9 protein-coding genes (1 of these 9 cut by a window edge) are annotated in these 23,245 nt (G+C 63.2%); 3 read left to right on the plus strand and 6 right to left on the minus strand.

The features are described from left to right. Positions 1-9,685, plus strand: partial view of a non-ribosomal peptide synthase/polyketide synthase gene (locus QMX91_RS06220; RefSeq protein ID WP_282412417.1) — the 3' portion only. Its footprint begins 5,312 nt before the window's first position; 9,685 of the gene's 14,997 nt are visible here — the last part of the coding sequence; the start codon falls outside the window, past its left edge; its stop codon occupies positions 9,683-9,685. 67 nt (positions 9,686-9,752) lie between these two features. Beyond that, positions 9,753-10,712: an alpha/beta hydrolase gene (locus QMX91_RS06225; protein ID WP_282412418.1), complete on the plus strand. Its 960-nt coding sequence runs from the start codon at positions 9,753-9,755 to the stop codon at positions 10,710-10,712. Between the two features lie 971 nt (positions 10,713-11,683). On the opposite strand, the gene QMX91_RS06230 is transcribed toward QMX91_RS06225, so the two are convergent. The 5 genes from QMX91_RS06230 to pvdM form a co-directional block, all read right to left on the minus strand. Continuing rightward, the gene (locus QMX91_RS06230) at positions 11,684-14,146 is read right to left on the minus strand and encodes a TonB-dependent siderophore receptor (protein ID WP_223007384.1); all 2,463 of its coding nucleotides are present in this window, start codon (positions 14,144-14,146) and stop codon (positions 11,684-11,686) included. A gap of 116 nt (positions 14,147-14,262) precedes the next feature. Continuing rightward, positions 14,263-15,912: a cyclic peptide export ABC transporter gene (locus QMX91_RS06235; protein WP_210557506.1), complete on the minus strand. Its 1,650-nt coding sequence runs from the start codon at positions 15,910-15,912 to the stop codon at positions 14,263-14,265. Between the two features lie 147 nt (positions 15,913-16,059). Next, on the minus strand, positions 16,060-16,968 hold the full coding sequence (locus QMX91_RS06240; protein WP_282412419.1) for a formylglycine-generating enzyme family protein: 909 nt from the start codon (positions 16,966-16,968) through the stop codon (positions 16,060-16,062). 38 nt (positions 16,969-17,006) lie between these two features. Beyond that, on the minus strand, positions 17,007-18,287 hold the full coding sequence (locus tag QMX91_RS06245; protein WP_282412420.1) for an aminotransferase class V-fold PLP-dependent enzyme: 1,281 nt from the start codon (positions 18,285-18,287) through the stop codon (positions 17,007-17,009). Next, the gene (gene pvdM / locus QMX91_RS06250) at positions 18,284-19,654 is read right to left on the minus strand and encodes a pyoverdine-tailoring dipeptidase-like protein PvdM (protein WP_098968008.1); all 1,371 of its coding nucleotides are present in this window, start codon (positions 19,652-19,654) and stop codon (positions 18,284-18,286) included. Before pvdM ends, QMX91_RS06245 begins: the two co-directional genes overlap by 4 nt. A 320-nt stretch (positions 19,655-19,974) precedes the next feature. Here pvdM and QMX91_RS06255 point away from each other — a divergent pair, with 320 nt between their 5' ends. Beyond that, on the plus strand, positions 19,975-21,594 hold the full coding sequence (locus tag QMX91_RS06255) for a PvdJ/PvdD/PvdP-like protein (protein ID WP_282412421.1): 1,620 nt from the start codon (positions 19,975-19,977) through the stop codon (positions 21,592-21,594). A 257-nt stretch (positions 21,595-21,851) separates the two neighbouring features. Here the strand turns inward: QMX91_RS06255 and QMX91_RS06260 are convergent, their stop codons facing one another. After that, positions 21,852-23,243, minus strand: a complete 1,392-nt coding sequence (locus tag QMX91_RS06260; RefSeq protein WP_282412422.1) for an efflux transporter outer membrane subunit — start codon at positions 23,241-23,243, stop codon at positions 21,852-21,854. Positions 23,244-23,245 lie beyond the last annotated feature (2 nt).

Here is a 23,245-nt window from a genome sequence, read left to right on the forward strand (position 1 = left end):
TTTCGGGGCGCTGCTGTACGGCGGCAAACTGCTGGTGGTGCCTTACGAGGTCAGCCGCTCGCCGGAAGATTTCTTCGCCTTGCTTTGCCGCGAAGGCGTCACCGTGCTCAACCAGACGCCGTCGGCGTTCAAGCAATTGATGCAAGTGGCCTGTGCCCCCGAACACGCGACGCAAGCACTGGCGCTGCGTTACGTGGTGTTTGGCGGCGAGGCGCTGGAGGTCAAGAGCCTGCGTCCGTGGTTCGAGCGTTTCGGCGATCAGGCACCGCAACTGATCAACATGTACGGCATCACCGAAACCACCGTGCACGTGACCTACCGGCCGATTTCGCTGGCCGACTTGCAGCGTGAAGCCAGCAGCCCGATCGGCGAACCGATTCCCGACCTGTCCTGGTACTTGCTCGACGGAGATCTGAACCCGGTCGCCAAAGGCTGCATCGGTGAGTTGTACGTCGGTCGTGCCGGCCTGGCTCGCGGTTACCTGAACCGTGCAGATCTGACCAGTCTGCGCTTCATTCCCGACCCGTTCGCCGCCGATGGAGGGCGTCTGTACCGTACCGGTGACCTGGCGCGCTATCGCGCCGACGGCGTGATCGAATACATCGGCCGGATCGACCATCAGGTGAAGATTCGCGGGTTCCGTATCGAACTCGGCGAGATCGAAGCGCAACTGTTGGAACAGGCTGCCGTGCGTCAGGCCGTGGTGCTGGCGCAGCCGGGCCTCAGTGGTCAGCAACTGGTGGCGTATCTGGTGCCAGGCGACGCCGCGCTGCTCGACGCAAGCCCAGCGGATCAGGCGCAATGGCGCGACCGCGTGCGTACCCAACTCAAGGAAAATCTGCCGGATCACATGGTCCCGGCGCACCTGTTGCTGCTGGCGCAATTGCCGTTGACCGCCAACGGCAAACTCAACCGCAGCGCCTTGCCGTCACCCGACGCCAGCCAGGCGCAGCAGGCCTATCAGGCGCCGCAAAGCGCGATGGAGCAGGGACTGGCCGCGATCTGGCAGGACGTGCTGAAGCTGCCGCAAGTCGGCATCCACGACAATTTCTTCGAATTGGGCGGCGACTCGATCATCTCGATTCAGGTGGTCAGTCGTGCCCGTCAGGCCGGCATTCGCCTCAATCCCAAAGACCTGTTCCAGCACCAGACCGTGCAGCGTCTGGCGCTGGTCGCGCAGTGGGGTGGCGACGAATCGACGATTGATCAGCAAGCCGCGAGCGGTGCAGCGTTGCTGCTGCCGATCCAGCAGCAGTTTTTCGCCGACGAGATCCCACAGCGTCACCACTGGAACCAGTCGGTGCTGCTGCAACCGCGGCAGACGCTGGACGCGGAAAAAGTCGAGCAAGTTTTGCGTGCACTGGTGGCTCATCACGATGCCTTGCGCCTGAGCTTCACTCAGCACGATGGCGTGTGGCAGGCCGAGCATCGCGCGGTCGAAGCGCTGCCGCAGAACCTGCTCTGGCAGGAGGACGTGGCCGATGCCGCCGCCCTTGAAGCCTTGGGTAACCGCGCCCAGCGCAGTCTCGATCTGCAACACGGGCCGTTGCTGCGTGCGGTGCTGGCGAATCTGGCCGATGGCACGCAGCGTCTGCAGTTGGTGATTCATCACCTGGCGGTGGACGGCGTGTCGTGGCGGATTCTGCTGGAAGACCTGCAAAACGCTTATCAGCAATTGCTGAATGATCAGCCGTTGAGCCTGCCGTCCCGGACCAGCGCCTTCAAGGACTGGGGCGAGCATTTGCAGCGTTACGCCAACAGCCCGGCGTTGCAGGCCGAACTGGCTTGGTGGCAGGCCTGCCTGAGCGATGTGAGTACCGATCTGCCGTGCAAACGCGTTGACGCCAGTCAGGACAATCGTCTGGCCCAGACCGTACAAACCCGGCTCGGCACCGAGCTGACCCGCCAACTGCTGCAAGAGGCCCCGGCGGCGTACCGCACCCAGGTCAACGATCTGTTGCTGACGGCACTGGCGCGGGTCATTGGACGCTGGAGCGGGCAGGCGTCGACGCTGATCCAGCTCGAAGGCCATGGTCGCGAAGAACTGTTCGACGGTGTCGATCTGACCCGCACGGTGGGCTGGTTCACCAGCCTGTTCCCGGTGCGCCTGACACCGGCAGACACGCTTGGCGAGTCGATCAAGCAGATCAAGGAACAACTGCGCTCGATCCCTAACAAGGGCATCGGTTTCGGCGCCTTGCGCTACCTCGGTGATGCCCGCGCGCAGCAGAGCTTGCAGGCCTTGCCGAGCCCGCGCATCACCTTCAACTACCTTGGGCAGTTCGACGGCAGTTTCGCTGGCGATGACGCTGCGCTGTTCGTGCCGTCGCCGGACAACGCCGGCCTCGACCAGAGCCCGGAGGCGCCGCTGGGCAACTGGTTGACCCTCAACGGTCAGGTGTATGGCGGCGAGCTGCGGGTGGGCTGGACGTTCAGTAGTGAGCGCTTCGACAGCGCGGTGATCGAAGCCCTGGCCGCAGATTACGCCGCAGAACTCGCAGCGTTGATCGGCCATTGCCTGACCCCGGGCGTCGAAGGCCTGACCCCGTCGGACTTCCCGCTGGCCGGCCTGACGCAGGCGCAGCTCGATCAGTTCCCGCTGGCGCCACGGCAGGTCGCCGATGTGTATCCGCTGTCGGCGATGCAGCAGGGCATGTTGTTCCACAGCCTCTACGAGCAGGCCACCGGCGATTACATCAACCAGGTTCGGCTCGATGTCGAAGGCCTCGATCCGCAACGCTTCCAGCACGCCTGGCAAGCGGCGGTGGACAACCACGACATCCTGCGCAGCAGCTTTGTCTGGCAGGGTGAACTGGCGCGTCCGGTGCAGGTGGTGCACAAGCAACTGGACATGCCGTTCCGCGTCCTCGACTGGCGTGATCGTGACGATTGCCACAGCGATCTGAATGCACTGGCCGCAGCCGAACAGGCGCAAGGTTTCGACTTGAGCCAGGGGCCGCTGTTGCGCATGGTCGTGGTGCGTCTGGACGAGCAGCGCTGCCACTTGATCTACACCAACCACCACATCCTGATGGACGGCTGGAGCAACTCGCAGTTGCTCGGCGAAGTCCTGCAGCGTTACAGCGGGGTTGCCCAGCCGCCATTGGCCGGGCGTTACCGCGATTACATCGAATGGCTGCAGCGCCAGGACGTGCAGGCCAGCGAACGTTACTGGACCGCGCAACTGGCTGACCTGCAAGCGCCGACCTTGCTCGCGCAAGCGTTGCAGGCGCAACGCGGCGATGCACCGCGCGAAGGCCATGGTGAACATTTCTGCGTGCTCGACGCTGAGCAGACGCGGCGTCTGGGCGAGTTCGCGCGCCAGCAGAAAGTCACCCTCAACACGCTGATTCAGGCGGCATGGCTGCTGCTGTTGCAGCGCCTGACCGGCCAGCCGTGCGTGGCGTTCGGCGCGACGGTAGCGGGGCGTCCGGCCGAGCTCAAAGGCGTCGAGCAGCAGATAGGCCTGTTCATCAACACCTTGCCGGTCATCGCCAGCCCGCAGTCGCCATCGAGCGTTGGCGAATGGTTGCAGAGCGTGCAGGCGCAGAACCTGGCCTTGCGCGAGCATGAGCACACCCCGCTGTTCGATATTCAGCGCTGGGCGGCACGCAATGGTGAGGCGCTGTTCGACAACATTCTGGTGTTCGAGAACTACCCGGTGTCCGAGGCCCTGGCGCAGGGCGCACCGCAAGAGTTGCGCTTCGGTGAAATCCATAATCATGAGCAGACCAACTACCCGCTGACGCTGCTGGTGCACTTGAGCGACGAGTTGTCGATGCACTTCAGCTACCAGTGCGAAAGCTTTGCCGCGCACAGCGTGGTGCAACTGGCCGGGTATCTGCAGCGTTTGCTCGGGCAGATGAGCGAGTCGGGGGAACGTTCGCTCAGTGAACTGAACCTGATCGAGCACAGCCCGTCGGTGAACAGCGATTTCGCCACCGAGTTGTGCATCCATCAAGCCATCGCCCATCAAGTGGCGGCGACTCCGGATGCCTTGGCGGTGACCTTCGCCAATACGAAGTTGACCTACGCCGAACTGGACGCGCAGGCCAATCGTCTGGCGCACAAACTGCTTGAGCTAGGTGTCGGCCCGGAAGTGCGCGTGGGCGTGGCGATACCGCGTTCCGAGCAGTTGCTGATTGCCTTGCTTGCGGTGCTCAAGGCCGGTGGCGCCTATGTGCCGCTAGACCCGGACTACCCGGCCGATCGCGTGGCTTACATGCTTGAAGACAGCCGTGCGCGGGTGTTGCTCACCGAGCAGGCCGTTGCGAAGACCCTGAGCGTGCCGAGCGATACCCAAGTGCTGCTGTTGGATCAGCTGTCGCTGAGCGGTTATCCGAGCAGCGCGCCGCAAACATCGGTGGCTCCGGACAACCTCGCCTACGTGATCTACACCTCCGGTTCCACCGGCAAACCAAAAGGCGTGGCGATTGCCCATCGCAACGTCATGGCGCTGATCGACTGGTCCGCCAGGGTCTATAGCCGCGACGACATCCAAGGCGTGCTGGCCTCGACGTCGGTGTGCTTCGACCTGTCGGTCTGGGAGCTGTTTGTCACCCTCGGCAACGGCGGCTCGCTGATCATCGCCCGTAATGCCTTGGAGCTGCCGCAACTGCCGGCCCGCGATCAGGTGCGCCTGATCAATACCGTGCCGTCGGCGATTGCCGCACTGCACCGCGCGGGGCAGATTCCGCCGAGCGTGCGCATCATCAACCTCGCTGGCGAGCCGCTGAAACAAGCGCTGGTGGAGGCGTTGTATCAGCAGTCGACGGTCGAGCACGTTTACGACCTGTACGGCCCGTCGGAAGACACCACTTACTCGACCTGGACCCACCGCAGCGCCGGTGGTCAGGCACGGATCGGGCGCGCGCTCGAGCACAGCGCCAGCCATCTGCTGGATGCCGATCTGCACGCGGTGCCGCAAGGCGTTTCGGCCGAGCTGTACCTGTCCGGCGCCGGCATCACGCGCGGTTATCTGGGGCGTGCGGCGATGACCGCCGAGCGCTTCGTGCCGAATCCTTTCGTCGGCAACGGCGAGCGCATGTACCGCACCGGCGACCTGATTCGTCAGCGCGAGGAGGGCGAGCTGGAGTACATGGGCCGGATCGACCATCAGGTGAAAATTCGCGGCTTGCGTATCGAGCTGGGCGAAATCGAAGCGCGTCTGCTGGCGCATGCCGCCGTGCGTGAAGCGGTGGTCGTGGCCAGCGAAGTGTCGGGCAGTCAGCAACTGATTGCCTATCTGGTGCCGAGCGATCCGGCGATCATCGAGGCCAGCGCCGAGCAACAGGCCGCACTGCAGCAAACCCTCGGCAACTGGCTGGGCGCGACCCTGCCGGATTACATGGTGCCGAGCCACCGCCTGTGGCTGGCGCAGCTGCCGCTGACCCCCAACGGCAAGATCGATCGCAAGCGCCTGCCAGCACTGGAGCTGAGTGCCGCGCAGTTGCATGTCGAACCGGTGAATGCCACCGAGCAAATGTTGGTGGAGATTTGGAAAGAAGTGCTGGGCCTTGAGCAGGTCAGCACCCATGACAGTTTCTTTGCCTTGGGCGGCGATTCGATCATCTCGATTCAGGTGGTCAGTCGCGCCCGTCAGCAAGGGCTGGAGTTGAGCCCGAAAGACCTGTTCCAACAACCGACCATTCAACAATTGGCCCTGTGCGTGCAGGCTGCCGAAGGGCATGTGGCGCCGGAGCCGGCGCTGATCGACCTGCCGCTGCACGGCTTGAGCGAGGCGCAAGTGGCGCAACTGCCACTGCCGGCGGGGCAACTCGACGGGCTCTATCGCTTGTCGCCGATGCAGCAGGGCATGCTGTTCCTCGGATTGAATTCGCCGGAATCGGACCTGTACGTCAACCAGTTGAGCGTTCCGGTGCAGGGTCTTGAGCCGCTGCGTCTGCAAGCCGCGTGGGAAACCGTCAGCCGTCGCCACGACATTCTGCGCACCGGTTTCCTCTGGCAGGACATGGCCGAGCCGCTGCAATTCGTCCTCGCCGATCCGCAGTTGCCGTTCAGTCTGCTCGACTGGCGTGAGCAGGATCATTCGGCCGAAGCCTTGCAAGGCCTGGCGGATGCCGAGCGGGCCAAGGGTTTCGACCTTGACCAGCCACCGCTGCAACGGCTGACACTGGTGCAAGTCGGCGAGCACAGCTATCAGCTGATCTGGACTTACCATCACATTCTGATCGATGGCTGGAGCAGTTCGCAGTTGATCGGTGAAGTGCTGAGCCAGTATTCCGGACGACCACTGGCCGAAGCGGTGCCGTACCGTGGTTACATCAACTGGCTGCAGCAGCAGGACGCGAATGCCAGCGAAGGTTTTTGGCGTCAGCACCTGAGCCGGCTCGACGAGCCGACCTATCTGGCGGACGCGGTGACGCGCACCGGCAGCGGTCGCGGTCACCAGGCGCTGTACAGCCGTCTGGGCGAGGCCCGCACCGAGCAGTTGAAAGCCTTTGCCCAGTCGCAGCAGATCACCCTCAACACCTTGGTGCAGGGCGCATGGCTGGTGCTGCTCAGCCGGTACAGCGGCCAGCGTTGCGTAGCGTTCGGCGCGACGGTGGCGGGGCGTCCGGCGAGTCTGCCGGCCTCGGAATCGATCCTCGGTCTGTTCATCAACACCTTGCCGGTGATCAAGGACGTGCCGGCCGAGCAGGCCGTGGGTGCCTGGTTGCGCGAGTTGCAGGATTTCAACCTGGAGATGCGCGAGCGCGAATATACCCCGCTGACCGACGTCCAGCGTTGGGGCGGGCGTGCCGGGCAGTCGCTGTTCGACAGCATCATCGTGTTCGAGAACCACCCGATCGATCAGGCGCTGCGCGAGTGGCGCGATGATTCGCTGAAGTTTGGCGAGATCAATAACTCGGGCCTGACCAACTTCCCGATGGACCTGATGGTCACCCTCGAAGACGGGTTGGTGATCGAGTACATGTTCCTGCGCGAACATTTTGATCTGGCGACCGTGGAAGGCATCCGCAGCAACATGGAAGGCCTGCTCACGGCCCTGGTTCAGGACGCCGGGCAGGCGCTGGGACGCATCGGTCTGCCGACCGGGCAAGTCGCGCCCACGCCGGACGTTGTCGCGCACCCGCAGACCACGCTGGTGCACCAGCGCATTGCCGGGTGGGCCGCGCAACGTGCCGAACAAACCGCAGTGATCTTCAATGAGCAAGCCTTCAGCTACGGCCAGATCGAAGCGCGGGCCAATCGTCTGGCGCATGCGCTGATCGCCGAAGGTGTAGGCCCGGAAGTGCGGGTCGGTGTGGCCCTGCCACGCAGCGAAAACATGATCGTCGCGTTGTTGGCGGTGCTCAAGGCCGGGGGTGCCTACGTGCCGCTGGACGCGACTTATCCGCGCGAGCGCTTGAGTTATCTGATGCACGATTCGGGCATCGCCTTGCTGCTCAGCGATTCGAGTCTGCGTCAGGTGCTGCCGACCCAGGCCAACCTGCATGTGCTGGAACTCGATCAGCTGGACCTGCGCGCTCAGCCGCCGTCGGCACCGCAGGTGGCAGTGCAGCCGGGCAACCTGGCCTACGTGATCTACACCTCCGGCTCCACCGGTCAGCCGAAAGGTGTCGGCGTGGCGCACGGGCCGCTGGCGATGCACTGCCAGGCGATCGGCCAGCGTTACGAAATGAGCGCGGCCGATTGCGAGTTGCACTTCATGTCGTTCGCCTTCGACGGCGCGCATGAGCGCTGGCTGACCACCCTGACGCACGGCGCGCGTTTGCTGATTCGCGACGACAGCCTGTGGACGGCCGAACAAACCTACGACGCCCTGCATCAGTATGGGGTGACCGTGGCCGCGTTCCCGCCGGTGTACCTGCAGCAACTGGCCGAGCATGCCGAACAGCACGGCAATCCGCCGCCGGTACGGATCTACTGCTTCGGCGGGGATGCGGTACCGGTGGCGAGTTTCGAACTGGCCAAACGCGCACTGCAACCGCAGTACATCATCAACGGCTATGGCCCGACTGAAACGGTGGTCACGCCGCTGATCTGGAAGGCCGCGGTCGACGATCAATGCGGCGCGGCCTATGCGCCGATCGGCAGCGTGGTCGGCGAGCGCAGCGGTTATGTGCTCGACAGCGACCTCAACCCGCTGCCGGCCGGCATTGCCGGTGAGTTGTACTTGGGTGGCGCGTTGGCGCGCGGTTATCTGGGGCGTGCCGGTGGCACCGCCGAACGTTTCGTTGCCAACCCGTTCAGTGCCGACGGCAGTCGCCTGTACCGCACTGGCGACCTGGTGCGCCAGCGTGCCGACGGCACCGTTGATTACCTCGGGCGGATCGACCATCAGGTGAAAATCCGTGGTTTCCGCATCGAGCTGGGTGAAATCGAAGCGCGCCTCAAGCAGCAGCCGGGCGTGCGTGACGCTGCCGTAGTGGCCCGCGAGGGTGTCAGCGGCAAGCAACTGCTCGGCTATGTACTGGCCGCTGCCGAGACGCCGGCCGACGGATTGGGCGAACGTCTGCGCGAGCAACTCAAGGTCAGCCTGCCGGATTACATGGTGCCGGCACACCTGATGGTGCTTGAGCGCATGCCGCTGACGCCGAACGGCAAACTCGACCGCAAGGCGCTGCCGAATCCGGATGCCGAACAGCGTCAGGATTACCAGGCGCCACGCACCGAGCTGGAAAAAGCCCTGGCGAAGATCTGGCAGGAGGTGCTGAAAATCGAACGGGTCGGGCTCACCGACAACTTCTTCGAACTGGGTGGCGACTCGATCCTCAGCCTGCAAGTGGTGGCCCGTAGCCGCTTGCTCAAGGCTCAGGGCCTGAGCCTGAAACTGCGCGATCTGATGCAGAAACCGAGCATCGGCGAACTGGTAGCGAGTGTTCAGGGCACGGCGGAAAAAGCCTCCGGGTTGCTGGCGATGAACGCCGAGGTCAAGGGCGTGGCGCCGCTGTTCTGCCTCCACGCCGGTTTCGGCACGGTGTTCGACTACGAGCCGCTGGCGCGGCGCTTGAGCGGTCAACGCCAGGTGTTGGCGATTCAGTCGCGGATGTTGCTGGATCCGGCGTTCAACGACACCTCGCTGCAGGAAATGGCCAGTGATTACCTGGCGCAGATTCGCCAGAAACAGCCGCAGGGGCCGTACCACCTGCTGGGCTGGTCGCTGGGCGGAACGCTGGCGATGTTGATCGCCGCGCAACTGGAGCAGGCCGGGCAACAGGTCAAGTTTGTCGGGCTGGTCGACAGCTTCGTGCCGTCGGCGGCGGTGGACGCCGGGGCTGTCGATGACTGGCAAGCCGACCTGCGCGATTTCCTGCAGGTGACGCTGCCGGACGCCGCACCGGGCCTGGCCATCGACGGTGAAGAAACGCCGCACAACCTGCGTGTGCTGTTCCAGCGTGCCATGAGCGCCGAGCGCGGGGAGTCGACTTATGTGGCGCTGGGTGCCGAAGAACTGGCGCAGGTGTTCAGCGTGGCGCGCCGGCTCAAGCAGTTGTCGCTCAAGCTTGAGCGCTGTGCGCCGCTGACCGTCAACCCGACATGCTGGTGGACCTTGGGTCGCGAAGCCGAGGCACTGGAGCTGGCGGCGCAACTCGACCAGCCGGGCATGGGCGGTGAATGGCTGGATTGCGGGCACTTCCAGATCCCGCGCGATGAAACTTTCCTGTCCGAAGCTGAAGAAATGCTCGGCCAGATCGTTGAATCAGTAGTCATGTCCTGAAACCTGCTGTGAAACCCAAGTAAAACCGATCGGGCGCTGATGGCGCCCGATCGCTTTGGAGATTTGAATGTCATTGAATCCTGATATCGCCGCATTTCTGCAATTGGTCGGCAACGGCCGGGCCAGTGGCAAACGCGTCGGCATGCACGAGTTGAGCCCGAGCGAGGCCCGTGAACAGTTCGATCAGTCATCGTTGCTGATGGACGCCGGCGGTGAAGAACTGGCCGTGGTGGATGAGCTGCAGTTGCCGGTGCGTGATGGTGCACTGTTGAATGCGCGGATCTACAGCAATCATCCGTTGCAGGCGGGCGCCGGACGTCCGGCACTGTTGTATTTCCATGGCGGCGGCTATGTGGTCGGCAGCCTCGACTCGCATGATTCGCTGTGCCGCGCGTTGGCCGCGCTGGCCGATTGTGTGGTGCTGTCGGTGGCGTATCGACTGGCGCCGGAACATCGTTTCCCGACAGCGGCCGACGATGCGCAGGATGCCTGGGACTGGCTGGTGGCGAGTGCGGCTGATCTGGGCATCGACACGGTGCGGCTGGCGATTGCCGGCGACAGCGTCGGTGGCAGCCTGGCCACGGTGCTGGCTGCGCAACTGACGGATGGCGCTGTGCAGCCGCGTTTGCAGGTGCTGATTTATCCGGTCACCGATGCCAGTCGCAGCACGCCTTCGATCGAGCGTTTCGCCGAAGGTTATCTGCTGGAGAAGGCTTCGCTGCAGTGGTTCTACGCGCACTATCAGCGTGATGCCAGCGATCGTCTCGATCCGCGTTTCTCGCCGTTGCTCGGCGAAGTTCCGGCCGATGTCGCGCCGGTGCTGATGGTGTTGGCCGAGTGTGATCCGTTGCACGATGAGGGGGTGGCGTATGCCCGGCATTTGCAGGCGGCGGGGGTTGTTGTGGATTTGCAGGTGTACTCGGGCATGACCCATGACTTTATGCGGATGGGGGCGATTGTTGATGAGGCTGAAGAGGCGCTGGGGTTGATTGCTGGGCGCTTGGTAGAGGTGTTTGCTTTAGCTTGACGGGGTGGGTGGGTGAGTGGGTGAATATCCGTTGCTGCGGTAACGGCCGCCTAGGGTTCCGCCCTTACGGCGGGTCACTTTTGGCAAACGCCCCAAAAGTAACCAAAAGGTCTATGCCCTGACGTTCGGCCCTCGCTTAGGCTCGGGTTCCTTCGCTCCGGGATTCATCCGGGGGGCAGCGCCTACGGTTTGCTTCGCTGCACCTCCTCTCGCTGTGTTTGGCTGCGCCAAACGGTCGCTGCGCTCCCACCCCCGGATAAATCCCTGCACTCAGCCTGCCGACGGGCCCTGAGATCAAAAGCGGTACTCGAGCTAACGCTCATTGTGTTGAGTGGGGCGGCTTCGCCGCATGCGGGGCACGCAATCTGAACTGTAGGAGCCAGCCTGCTGGCGATGGCGGCCTGCGAGCCGACCAGTCTCTAACTGACCACACCCCATCCCCCTGTGGGAGCGGGCTTGCTCGCGAAGGCGGCCTGACAGCCGACCAAACTCCAACTGTAAACACCCAATCCCATGCAGGAGCTGCCGAAGGCTGCGATCTTTTGATCTGCTTTGGCTTTGGCTTTGGCTTTGGCTCTTGATGTGGCTTTTGATCTTTTGCCCCTTCGGCAGGCCGAGCGTAGGTGTCCATCCGGGGGTTAGGCGCGCAGCGCCATGCGGCGGAGCCGCATACATCGAGAGGAGGTGCAGCGAAGCAAACCGGAGGCGATGCCCCCGGATGGACACCGTAGCGAGGGAACACTGAGCCTAAGCGAAGTGCCGTACGCCGGGGCAAAGCCTTTTGGGTTACCTTTTCGGCGTCTGGAAAAGGTGACTCGCTGTAAGAGCGAAACCGCCAGCGGCAGCACCCGCAGAAACGGATATTCACCCAAAACCCCAAGAGCCTGGTCGGCCCAAAGGCCGCCAAGCCCCAATCAGCCCCCCAAAAAAAACGCCAGCAAATGCCGGCGTTTCAGTGAGCGCTAAACGTATTACCAGTTATAGGTCACGTCAGCAGTCATGGTGCGGCCTTCGCCGTAGTAGCAATCGAGGGTACCGTTGCACGCGGCCACGTATTTCTCGTCGGTGAGGTTCTGCAGATTGGCTTGCAGCTTCACGCCTTTGACATGCAGCGGCGATTTCTCCAGGTCGTAAGAGACCATGGCGTCATACACGGTATAGGACGGAATCTGGAACGAGTCCGACTCGTAATCCGAACCGTAGCTGCTGCGCACGTAACGGGCGCCCAGACCCATGCCGAAACCGGCGAGGGCGGTGGAAATGTCGAAGTCATAGTTGACCCACGCGGAGGCGGTCAGCGGTGGACGCATGGCCAGAGTGCGACCTTCGCGACCGTCGTTGTCTTTCTCCCACTTGGTCTGGTTACGCGACACCGCCGCCAGCACGCGCAGGTTGCGGGTGACGTTGACCTTGCCTTCCAGCTCGATACCGCGCGAACGCACGGAGCCGCTCTGGGTGCTGAAGCCCGGGTTGTTGAGGTCGGTGGTGAGCATATTGTCCTGGTCGATCTGGTACGCCGACAGCTGGATGAAGCCGTCGATCGACTTCGGCTCGTACTTGACGCCGACTTCGTACTGCTTGCCGGTGGTCGGTTCGAAGGCGCCGCCGCTCATGTCGGTACCGGTTTGCGGCAGGAACGATTCGGCGTAGCTGACATACGGCGTGATGCCGTTGTCAAACTCGTAGCCCAGGCCGGCACGACCGGTGAACTTCTCGTCTTTCTGGTTGCTGTGGCCGCCGCTCAGCGGTTGCTTGTTGTCGGTTTCGGCGAAGTCATAACGACCGCCGAGGGTCAGGAACCACTGGTTCCAGCGCAGTTGATCCTGAGCGTACAGGCCGGTCTGGGTGATGGTGTTGTCCCATTTGTACGGCTGACGGAAATTGATCTGGCTGCCATACACCGGGTTGTACAGATCCAGACCTGGAGCGGTGCGGTCGTACAGGCCGAGGAATTTCGAATTGTAGTGGTAGTAGTCCACACCCAGCAGCACGGTGTGCTCGACGTCGGCGGTGTGGAACTTGGCCTGGGCAATGTTATCGATGCCGTAGACCTTGTTGTGCTGCGACCAGTCCACCGCATAACGGCTCTGGTAGCTGCCGTCGTTGAGGCCGGTAACCGGGTTGGTCGGGAACGCATAACCGTGCAGCGGCGCCACGTACTGGTCGTTGATGTCGGCGTAACGCGCGTTCTGCTTCAGGGTCCAGACGTCGTTGAGCTCGTGAGCGATCTCGTAACCGACGACGAACTGCTCGCGGTGGTACTTGTTCACGTCCGGCTCGCCGAGGAACAGGCTGCGGCTGATGCGCCCGGCCTGGCTGCGATGCACGGTGCCGTTGGCGGGCAGGCCTTGGGCTTCCGGTACGTCGTGATCTTTCTGGTACTGACCGAACACGGTGATGGTGGTCTGGTCGTTGGGCAGCCAGGTCAGGCTTGGCGCCAGCAGCATGCGGTTCTGGCTGGCGTAGTCGATGGCCGAGCCGCTGTCGTTGACCACACCGGTCAGGCGATAGAGGAATTCGCCCTGATCGTCGATCGGGCCGCCGAGATCGAAGGCACCGTACTTGCGGTCATAGCTGCCGCCACCGAGCTTCACTTCGTGCAGCGGGGTCGCGGTCGGACGCTTGCTGACCATGTTGACGATACCGCCCGGCTGGTTCTGGCCGTACAGCACCGAGGCCGGACCCTTGAGCACTTCGACGCGCTCCAGGGTGTACGGGTCGATCTGCAGCGAACCGCCGGTGCTGCCGCCGCCGTAAGGCATGTGCAGGCCGTCGAGGTACAGCGGAGTAGGGGAGAAGCCACGGGACGTCGGTTCGTCGAAGATCTTCACTCGATCCGAGAAACCGCCGCCGGTCATGCCGGGCGTGTATTGCAGGGCCTCGGTGACGGTCTTCGAGCCGCGCATCTTGATTTCGTCTTGAGTGACGACGTTGATGGTCTGCGGGATTTCCTTGAGCGACGAATCGGTCTTCGAACCGGTGGCGCTGCGCTTGGCGACGATCCCGTCGACCGGGCCCCAGGCCGATTCGGCGGTGGCGGAAATGCTGGTCGGGGCCAGATCGAGGCTGGCGCCGCCGCTGCTGCGCGAACGCAAGGCGACGTTGTTGCCTTCGACGCTGTAGGCGATGTTGGTGCCTTGCAGCAGTTGCGCGATGGCGGCGGTCGGTTCCAGGTTGCCACTGACGGCGCTGCTGCGCAGGCCGCTGACTTCATCCGGGCTGTAAAGCACTTGGAGATTGGTCTGGCGACCGAATTCCTGCAATGCGCTCCCCAGCGACTGTGCAGGAATATTGATCGCCACGGCGGCGGCCTGGGCCTGGCCGATCATCGGCACAGTCAGGGCCATGGCGCAGAACGCGGGCAAGGTGCAACGGAAGGAGCGGCGGATCAGCAGGGCCTTGGCGAGCGGGTGGAGTCCGTGCGGTGCGGGCATTGTTCTTCTACTCTTCAAAGTGTTGACTGAGAACTATTTCTATTAACTGTTAGTAAGACGTTGAGCCTTCCGAAAACCGGAAAGCTCAACGCCATTTTTTTACAAAATTTTCACAGTCAGGCGGGTTGCAGCTCAGTGACCACTTTGCCGGCGCTCATGCGCACCAGTTGGTCGGCGACATCGAAGTAACGATCGTCGTGGGAAATGACGATGATGGTCTTGCCCAGACGCTTCAGGTCCGGCAGCAGCTCGGTGTAGAAAATCCGCCGGAAAGTCGGGTCCTGATCGGCGGCCCACTCGTCGAACACCAGCACCGGACGCTCTTCCAGCCAGGCGTTGATCAGGGCCAGACGCTTGCGCTGGCCGGTGGACAGGTCGGTGGTGGTGAACGAGCCGTTACGCACACTGACCTTGTGCGCAATTTCCAGGCGCTCCAGGTATTGGTTGGCGTCTTCCGGGATATGCGTATCGCCCTGAACCACGTCGTCGAACAGGTAATAGTCGGCGAAGATCGTGGTGAACAACTGGCGGTAATCGTCGCGGTTGGCGGCATCGACGAGCTGCTGGTTGAGGCGGATTTCGCCTTGCTGCGGCGCGTACAGGCCCAACAGCAACTTGATCAGCGTGGTCTTGCCGCAGCCGTTTTCGCCGACGATGAAAATGATGTCGCCTTGTTCGATTTTCAGGTTCACCGGCCCCAACCGGAACGGCTTGGCGCCTTCTACCGTCGGGAAACTGTACGAGACATCGTTCAGCTCCAGGCTGTGCACCGGGGTCTTTTGATGGCCCTGGTCGCTGAGCAGCAGGTGCGGCTCGGGCGAGGAGAATTGCTCGGACAGATCGGCGATCCGGCGGAACGCGATTTGCGCACGACTGACGATCGGCAAGGTGCCAATGATGTGTTCCAGCGGCCCTTTCATGTACAGCAGCACCAGCACGAAGCCGCTCATCACCGCTTTGTCGGCGCTCGGCCACAGCGATTGCAGGCCCAGCGCCAGGCCGATCACCACGAAGAACAGCATCGAACCCAGGGTCTTGGCGACCACGAAAATGTTCACCGAACGCACCTGCGTGTCGCAGATCTTGTCGGCCGTGCCTTCGATGCCCGAGACGAACATGCGATGCCGGCGCGGGCGGTGGATGCGCAGTTCCTTGGCGCCCTCGGCGACAGCGTGGTAGTGCTTCTGCAACTCGTCTTCGTAGTCGCGAGCCTTGAGGAAGCCCTGCATGCCGCGCCCGCGCGCGATGTACTGAATGACCGTGCCGATCAGGATCGCCACCGCCATCATCAGAAACATCGGCCACGACAACATCGCCAGGTAGCCCATGCAACCGAGGGTCACGGTCAGGGAAATCGCCAGCGGCGCAAAGGCGAAGGCGAAGTCGCTGATGGTGTCGACGTCGTGGGTCAGCACCGGAATCAGCCGATGGCTGCGATAGCGCTCGATCTGCTCGATCGGCGCCGAGAGGACTTTTTCGCCCAGCTCTTTGCGCAATTTGGCGATGATGTGCTGGCCGACGAAATTGGTGCCGATGTCGGAGAAGATCGAGCTGGTCAGCGCCAGCAGGCACAGGCCGGCAAACACCGCGACCATCGTGCTGGTCAGTGCGCCCTCGGCGTGTAGCACGTTGTTGATGGTCGCCAGCAGCGCGGTGACGCTCAGGCCACCGACCATGCCGAGCAGGATCGACACGCTGACGATCAGTCGAAAGGGTTTGAGCAGGGCGAACAATTCATTGATCACCCCGCGTGTTGGTTTGCTCATGGAGGTTCCCTGCTTGAAGGAGCGGCGAACACCGGCACTGCTCGGGCGGTTCGCCTGGATGACGTAGAGGGCGGTGGGCGCGCCATGGAGGATCGCGCCCACTTTTAGAACGACTGGCAGGACGGCTAATTTAGCCGGACGATGGCGTTACAGATCGCGGGCGACCCGGAAGCCGATCCAGTCGCCACGGGTGTCGGTGTAGGTGGCGTTGCGGTTGCCCGAACGCGAGAACACCGGGGCCTCGCCCCAGTCGTTGCCACGGATACGCCGCACGTCGCACTTGCCGCTTAACCAGGCACTGCCATCGCTTGGCGCGCCGACGTAGTTCTCGTTGTAGCAATCGGCGGTCCACTCATAAATATTGCCGTGCATGTCGTAGACGCCGAAGGCATTGGCCGGGAAGCTGCCGGCCGGCGCGGTGAAGTTGTAGCCATCGGCGGCGCCGTAGGTGTTGGCGTGTTTGGCGATGCTGTAATCCTTGCCCTCGTCGAACGGGAAGGGGAAGGGCCCGGAGCTGCCGGCGCGGGCGGCGTATTCACGCAGCGACTCGCTGACCAGCCGGTATTGCTGGCCGGTCTTCCTCGACAGCCAGGCCACGTAAGCTTCGACCTCCGGGAAATCCATGCACACCGCCGGGTGCTTGTCGGTGTACTGCTTGCGCGGGTCGCTGCCCTGATAATCCGGGATCCCGGCCTTGCACGCGCGACCGGGGCGAGTGTCGCCGTCGGGCATTTTGTAGCCGCTGTCCTTGAGGTAGGCGTCCCACTCGCCGCGCAGAATCTGGAAACGGCTGATCGCCAGCGGTTTGGCAAACGTCACCGGGTGCAGCGGCCCTTCATCCGGCTCGCGGCCGACCTCATCCTCCGGGGTGCCCATGGTGAACGTGCCGGTGGGCAGCACGACCATTTCCGGGCAGTCCTTGCAGTCCTTGAACACCTTGCCCGACGCAGGCGGAGTGGCGGCCTGCGCGGCACCCGGCAGCAGGCCGGCGGCGAGGGCGGTGAGCATCAGCGCCGGCAGCGCCTTCAAGGAAAATCGACGCAGTTCACTGTTCATTGCGAGTCTCGCTAAAAGGAAAAAGGGATCGCCCGGATTCACAGGGCCTGGTCGAGCACGGCCAGCAAGCGGTCGATTTGCTCTTCGTCGTTGAGCAGCCCCGGTGCGGTACGGATCACCGGGCCGACGTCACGGTGCACGGCATCGGCCACCACGCGGTTGGCCATCAGGTGCGCGGCGATCTTGTCGCTGTCCTTGCCCTTGACCCGGAAGAAGGTGAAACCGGCGGACAGCTCAGGGCTCAGTGGCGTCACCAGTTCGATCTGCGGCCGTTGCTGCAGGCGTTGTTTCAGGTAGCTGTTGAGCGCGTGAATGCGCGCCTCGACCTCGGCCTTGCCCAGCTCAAGATGCAATTTGAACGCTTCGTCCAGCGCCCAGCGGTGCTCGAACGAGTGATAGCCGCCGGGCGTCATGGTGGTGGAAAACGCCGTGGCTTCAGAGAACGTCGGAATGATCGGGGTGACGTATCTGACCTCGGCGAAGCGGCTGCAGACGATGCCGGTGCCACGTGGGCCGAACATCCACTTGTGGGTGCCGGCGATGAAGAAGTCGCAGTTCATCTGCGCGAAGTTCAGGTTGTCCACGCCGAAGCCATGCACCCCGTCGACCACGTAAACGATGCGGTCAGCGTCGCTGCGACCGCGGTTGTGCTGGTCGACGATGGCGCCGATTTCACCGATGGGCAGTTTCATGCCGCTGCCCGAATGCACCCAGCACATGCCCAGCACCCGGGTTTCGGGGCGGATGGCGCCGTCGATCGCGGCAAGGATTTCTGCTTTGCTGGCGCTGTACGAATCCTTGAACAGACGAATTTTGCGCACCCGGGTGCCGTCGCGTTCGCTACGCAGGGCGAGGATAGTGTGGGTCGCGTAGTGCTCGTGCTCGGTGGTGAGGATTTCCTGATCGGGGCGCACGTGCACGCCGCCGTAAATCATCGCCAGACCTTCGGTGGTGCTGCCGGTCAGGGCGATCTGTTTGGCGTCGGCTTGCAGGTAGCGTCCGGCCCAGACGCGGACGTTCTCTTCGCGTTGTTCGATCACGCCGAGGTCCCAATCCATGGCCAGGCCGGGATTTTTGTCGAGGGCGGCGCGGTGCCGCTCAATCGCCTCGCGCACCGGTTTCGGGTGCGAGGTAATCAGGAAATTGGAGAAGTGCAGATACGCCGGATCCTGATCGAACAGCTGCTGCAACCGCGCCCACTTGTTGCCGGTCGCGGGCGCGGCGTTCGCGGCACCGGCGACATTCGGCAGGCTCGCGCCCAGTGGCAGAGCCGCCGCGAGAATCCCCGCCTGCTTCAAGAACTCACGACGATTGCTCATGGCTGGGCAGTTCCGGGCGCGGCGGCCAGTGCCGGTTTCGCGGCTTTCTCGACCTGATCCCAGACCCGCAGGAAGTTGCCGCCCCAGAGCTTGGCGATGTCCGCTTCGGAGTAACCGCGTGAGATCAGCTCGGCGGTGACGTTGCGAATTTCGCCGACGTTCTCGAAGCCTTTGACGCCGCCACCTTCGTTGAAGTCGGAGCTGATGCCGACATGGTCGATGCCGATCTTGCGCACCGCGTAATCGATGGCATCGCCCAGATCCTTGAGGCTGGCTTTCGGCTCTTCTTCGAGGATGCCGTACAGGCGGCTGGCGTACTGGCCAAACTTCTGCTCGGACCACGCGGCAATGATCGGGTCGCCCGGCATCAACGCCATCGCCAGGTTCGGCAGCGGCGGCAGGTCGAAGTCCTTGCGCATCTCGTTGAGCTTGTCCTGGGTTTGTTGGGTGAGCGGACGCAGGTACTGCGAGAACGCGACGATCTGCACCACGCCGCCGCTGTTTTTGATCAGCTGCATTTCCTTGTCGCTGAGGTTGCGCGGAATGTCGACCATCGCACGTGGCGCCGAATGCGAGGCTACCAGCGGCGTGCGGCTGAGCTGCGCGACTTGTTCGAGGGCTTTGGTCGACATTTGCGAGACGTCGATGATCACGCCCAGATCGTTGAGGCGCTTGACCGCCTGCTTGCCCAGATCCGAGAGGCCGTCGAGGGCGTCCGGCGAATCATTGAGGAATGGCAGCGGCCGCGACGAATCCGCCCAGTCGTTGTTGCCGATGTAGCTGAAGCCGAACATGCGCATGCCGCGCGCGGTCCACAGGTTCAGCAGGTTGAGGTCGTGGCCCAGCGGATAGGCGTTGAGCATGCTGATGAAAATCGCGAATTTGCCTTCGCCGTGCAGGCGCCGGAAGTCGTCGGGGGTGTAGGCGATGGCCACCTGATTGGGGTAGTCGCGAACCATCCCGGAGATGATCTTGAAGCGGATTTCCTGCTGATTGCGCGCCTCGTCGACGAAGCCAGGGGTCGGCTTGTGCGGGGCGTTGGGGCCGTTCCACATTTCCGGCCAGCCGAAGATGGTCAGCGCGGCGCCGGACAGGCGCCCGCGGTTGGCCTTGGCGAGGTCGAACTGGCCGTCGCCGTCCTTGTCGGCTTCGTGGCCGTCGGTGCCGAAATTTTGCGTCAGGCTGACATGGCTGTCGAAAGAGAGCATGCGTTCGTGCAGCTCATCGGCCTGCTTCATGACTTTGGCCGGGTAGCCGAGGTCGTCCTTGAACCAGTGATGCCACACGGCAAAGCCTGCGCCGGCGCTGATCGCCAGGGCCAACGGCAGGCCGATGAATAGAGCCTTTTTCGAACGTGGTTTTGTCATTGCCATCTCAGTCAGGTTCGCCATCGAGGTGCAGGCGCGGGGGCCTTCGCTATCTGGGAAGAACGAGTGGTTGGCGGCAAAATTTAAGCCTGACACTGTGGCGAGGGGATTTATCCCCGATCGAGGGCGAAGCGCTCGCAAGGCCTGCGAGCGCCGTCCCTTCTGGTGTCGCCGCCAGCGTCGGATGGGAGTTGCTTCGCAACTCATCGGGGATGAATCCCCTCGCCACGGGTCATCATCGCCGGGCGCGTTAAATTTGCCGGGGCAACAAACGTTCTAGCTTGGATAAAGCCTGCTTCATGGCTGACACAGGTAGGGCAATGAAGATTTCTCGACGATGGTTCATGGCGGGCCTGGCGCTGACCGGCGCTGCCGTGCCTGCGGCGTATTTCGGGCATCGTGAATGGACGAAGCCGGACCCGACGATCACCCCGGGCGAAGCGTCTTTCGACGTCGCCGACATGGCCGGGCAGCGCCTGGCGAATGCGTTGCGCGGGGTGTGGGATATCCGTTTCGAAGGTGCCGATGCCGGCCTCGAGGGCTTGCCGCTCAAGGGTCTGCAAGTGTTTCTCGACATCGGCCAGAAGGGACGCGGCGTGTGCGGTTTTCTCGACACGCCCGAGCGCCTGCGCTCCGCTGAAACACCGCGTTATCGAATTCTGGGCGACCTCGCGAAAGCCGATGCGGCGAAGCTGAGCTGGCGCCTGATCGGCGCTGACGGTCAGATCAGCTATGAGCTGGAGATGATCCTCGATGAGGTCTGGGCCGACTTCGGCAATGCCGGCAGTGGCACCCTCAGCGGCAAGGCCTTGCGCCTGGACCGGTCGCTGGCCTTGCCGGCGCAGGACAATCGCTTCGTCGCCGTCAAGCGGCTGTTTCCCGAAGCGCGCGAGCGCACGCCGCTCAACCCGACGTTGCTGGCGTGGCTTATCTCTCCCGAGCATCGCCTGTTTCACCAGTTGTGGCATGCGACCCGGGACAAGTGGCACAAACTGCCCGAGGACAAGCGCGAGGCCTTGCGCGGCATTGGCTGGCAGCCCGGCCCGCGTGACAAGGAGCGCGATGCCCGTGGCCCGCGCAAGGATCGCAATGGCTCGGGCGTGGACTTTTTCTTCATGCACCGGCACATGCTCGGGACGGCGCGCTCGATGCAGGATCTGCCATCCTGGGCGTTTTTTCCGCTGCCGCAGCCGGAGCTGATCCGCGACCGCGTCGGCTTCGCCCGCTATTTCGACAACCACGACGGCACGGCCTTGCCACCGACCTGGACGGCGGCGGGCGATGACGAATTCAGTCAGTGGGTCAGTGACATCAAGACTGCCGAAACCTACGAAAGCAACTTCCAGGTCTGGGAGTCGCAGTACCGCGATCCGGCGTATCTGGCCCGGCTCACCCTCGGCCAGTTCGGCTCCGAAGTCGAGCTGGGCCTGCATGACTGGCTGCACATGCGCTGGGCCTCCGTGCCACGCGATCCGTCCAACGGTCAGCCGGTGCCGTTTGCCCGCGATCCGGCGGACTTCGCGGCCCGCTGGTACAACGCCGAGAACGATTTCCTCGGCGATCCGTTTTCTTCCCACGTCAACCCGACGTTCTGGCATTTCCATGGCTGGATCGATGATCGCATCGAGGACTGGTTCCGCGCCCACGAGCGCTTCCATCCGGGTGAAGTCACGCGGCTGCAGGTCAATGGCGTGCCATGGTTTGCCCCGGGGCGCTGGGTCGAGGTCGACGACCCGTGGCTCGGGCCGATCACCCATGGCTGCAGCACCACGCCGGGTTTGCAGATGGGCAAGTCGGTGGAGATGGATCCGGAAACCATGAAGCTGGCGCTGCGCATCACCTTCATCACCGACGAGGAAAAACTCGCCGGCCTGTTCCGCCGCGTGCCGCAACGGCCATGGTATGCGCGCAATCTGAAGCCTAAAACCAGCCCGGCTTGAGGGCTGCGTCATCGATCATTCGCGAGCAGGCTCGCTCCCACAGGTTCAGGTGTCAGCCCACAATGTCCGGACTGACCCCGGACACCCTGTAGGAGTGAGCCTGCTCGCGATAGCGCCCGACCAGTCGACATTCAATTGCCTGAGCCACCGCCATCGCGAGCTGGCTGACTCCTGCATGAGAACGCATTCCTGCTGATGGAACACGATCAAGTGTGGGAGCGAGCTTGCTCGCGAAGGCGATCTGTCAGTCGCCGCAATTACAAGGTCTGCCACCCGCCACCAAGCGCCTTGTACAGCGCAATGCTCGCCTGCATCCGCGCCAGGCGCAGTTGCACGTTCTGATCCTGCGCTGCGTACAAGGTGCGCTGGGTTTCGAGGACAGTCAGCAAGTCTTCAGCGCCGGCCTGGTAACGGCTTTGGGCGATGTCGAATGCGGTCTGCGCCTGATTCAGTTCTTCGTTCTGCCACAACCGCTGCTCATCCAGGCGACGAATGCTATTGAGCGCTTTTTCCACATCGGCGAAACCGTTGATGATTGCCCCACGGTAAGTTTCCAGCAGCTCTTGCTGGCGCGCCGAGGCCTTGTCGCGTTCAGCGCCGAGGCGACCGTTATTGAAAATCGGTGCGACCAGTCCGGCGGTCAGGTTGTAGAAAGGGCTGCGGATCAAATCGCCGAACTGATTGGCGCCCGAGCCGAGTTGGGCGGTCAGGGTCAGTGCCGGCAACATGGCCGCGCGAGCGACTTTGACGTCAGCTTCGGCGGCGGCCAGTTGGGCTTCGGCGCGTGCGATGTCCGGACGATGCGTGAGCAACTCGCTGGGCACGCCGGCGGCGATGTCTGGCCATTGCAGGTGCTCGAAGGGCTCTGTCGCCGACAGTTGCTGCACCGGTCGGCCGAGGAGGGCGGCGAGGCTGATCAGCGCGTCCTGGGCTTGCTGTTGCACGCGCGGCAATTGCCATTGCTGGGCGGCGACCAGGCTCTTCTGTTGCGCCAGCTCCAGCGCGGTGGCTGAGCCTGAATCAAACCGCGTCTGCACCAGTTTCAGCACGCTTTGCGCGTTGGCCAGATTGAGTTCGGCGATGCGGCTCTGCTCGCGTAGCGACAAGGTTTGCGCATACGTGCTGGCAACGCCGCTGAGCAATGTCAGTTCGACCGTCGCCCGGTCGAATTCGCTGGCCTGCAGGGCGAACTGCGCACTGTCGCGCGAGGCGCGTTTGCCGCCCCAGAAATCGATTTCGTAAGTGGCGCTCAGGTTGGTATCGAAATAGTCCACAGCCTTGTTGCTGCTGTTGGCATCGAGTTGGCTGTAGCCATTGCCGCGCAGCAGTTTCTGCCGATTGGCATTCAGGCCGGCCTTGACCTCCGGCAACTGAGAGCCGCCAGCGATGACAGTGCCTGCCTGCGCTTGACGCACTCGAGCGACGGCGGCCGCGAGGTCGAAACTGCCGACGCGAGCCTGTTCGATCAGACGATCCAGTTCCGGGCTGCCAAATTGCGTCCACCACTGCGGGCTATTGCGGGCAACGCTGGCGCCATGGGGCGACTGCCAGGCAGCAGGCGCCTGCACACCGCTGTCCGGGCGTTGAACGGGACTGCCGCAGGCACTGAGGATCAGGCACACGGTCAACAGGCTGAGGCGCGGTTTCATAA

The organism is Pseudomonas sp. PS01299, assembly GCF_029960145.1.
Classification (GTDB): domain Bacteria; phylum Pseudomonadota; class Gammaproteobacteria; order Pseudomonadales; family Pseudomonadaceae; genus Aquipseudomonas; species Aquipseudomonas putida_A.

Bases quoted from the DNA above. Each gene is read 5' to 3' on its own strand.
- QMX91_RS06235 (WP_210557506.1), bottom strand. From the start codon at position 15,912: ATGAGCAAACCAACACGCGGGGTGATCAATGAATTGTTCGCCCTGCTC.
- QMX91_RS06260 (WP_282412422.1), bottom strand. From the start codon at position 23,243: ATGAAACCGCGCCTCAGCCTGTTGACCGTGTGCCTGATCCTCAGTGCC.
- pvdM (WP_098968008.1), bottom strand. From the start codon at position 19,654: ATGACAAAACCACGTTCGAAAAAGGCTCTATTCATCGGCCTGCCGTTG.
- QMX91_RS06255 (WP_282412421.1), top strand. From the start codon at position 19,975: ATGAAGATTTCTCGACGATGGTTCATGGCGGGCCTGGCGCTGACCGGC.
- QMX91_RS06225 (WP_282412418.1), top strand. From the start codon at position 9,753: ATGTCATTGAATCCTGATATCGCCGCATTTCTGCAATTGGTCGGCAAC.
- QMX91_RS06240 (WP_282412419.1), bottom strand. From the start codon at position 16,968: ATGAACAGTGAACTGCGTCGATTTTCCTTGAAGGCGCTGCCGGCGCTG.
- QMX91_RS06245 (WP_282412420.1), bottom strand. From the start codon at position 18,287: ATGAGCAATCGTCGTGAGTTCTTGAAGCAGGCGGGGATTCTCGCGGCG.
- QMX91_RS06230 (WP_223007384.1), bottom strand. From the start codon at position 14,146: ATGCCCGCACCGCACGGACTCCACCCGCTCGCCAAGGCCCTGCTGATC.